We start from the raw sequence: 306 nt of genomic DNA, 5'->3' as shown, positions 1-306 counted from the left end.
CCCATGGCGATGAACATCTGCCGCCAGCCCAGCCACAGCAGCAGGGCGGTGAGGATCGGCAGGGAGATCGCCGGTCCCAGCGAGGAGGAGAGGTTGAAGATGCCGGAGGGCAGGCCGCGCTCGCGCACGTTGAACCACTCGCTGACCACCTTGGCGCCGGCCGGGAATTGCGGCGCCTCGCCGATGCCCAGGCCGACGCGAGCGAGGATCATCAGGTGCAGGCTGCTGAGCAGCCCGAGCACGCCCTGGGCGATGGACCAGAGGCAGATGCCCAGGCCCAGGGTCAGGCGCGCGCCGAAGCGATCC

Annotated in this window: 1 protein-coding gene; it reads right to left on the bottom strand. The window is 70.3% G+C overall.

The annotated features are described in order from the left end of the window. Window positions 1–306: MFS transporter (locus FS767_RS21980; protein WP_144968212.1), on the bottom strand; the 306-nt coding region annotated here is incomplete at both ends.

Origin of the sequence: Pseudomonas sp. DE0010 (assembly GCF_007680745.1) — a bacterium.
In the GTDB taxonomy this organism is placed as follows: domain Bacteria; phylum Pseudomonadota; class Gammaproteobacteria; order Pseudomonadales; family Pseudomonadaceae; genus Aquipseudomonas; species Aquipseudomonas parafulva_B.
This window is presented reverse-complemented; position numbering and strand designations above follow the sequence as displayed.